The organism is Vibrio sp. 2033, from assembly GCF_033339735.1.
Genome location: NZ_JAWOVC010000580.1, coordinates 1 through 593 on the forward strand (window position 1 = coordinate 1; position 593 = coordinate 593).

The window sequence follows — 593 nt, forward strand, 5'->3', positions numbered from 1 at the left end:
GGACTGTTCATCTTCTATCAAGCGATGTCATTGTCTTTTATTCAGCGTCAGCGATTAGTCGGCATTTTGCGTCAAACCGGTGTGAATGGAACCCAATTGGCGCAAGCGCTATTACTTGAGCTCTCGATACTCGTTTTGGTCGCTTGGGCTGGCGGTAACTTCTTTGGACTCATGTTGGCGAACGAGTTGATCCCTGCAGTATCTTCCAGTTTGAGCGATCTATATGACGCCAACGTTGGCCTTACTATCGGTTGGTCGTGGCAGTCGAGCTTATACAGTTTGATTATGTCGGCAATGGGCGCTCTGATTTCCTGTTTGTGGCCACTGATTCGATTGTTGAAATCGCAACCAATTCGCTTGTCTTCGCGTTTATCGTTAATGCGCTTTGCAGGCAGAGAGTTTTCTTGGCAAGCATTGGCGGCATGTGCTTTCTGTGTAGCCGCGGTCGCGGTTTACCAAGCACCTAAAACGCAAGAGACGGGTTTTTCCATTATCGCATTGATGGTGGTGAGGGTGGCTCTATTCATGCCATTTTTGATGTGGCACATGTTCCAAAGCTTCTCATACACGTTACGCTGGGTCCGTGTGCGTTG

1 protein-coding gene is annotated in these 593 nt (G+C 48.6%); it reads left to right on the forward strand.

Annotated features, from left to right (window positions below; translation table 11 throughout):
- The coding region (locus R7P74_RS27890) for an FtsX-like permease family protein (protein ID WP_318123914.1) at nucleotides 1–593 on the forward strand (593 nt) is incomplete at both ends.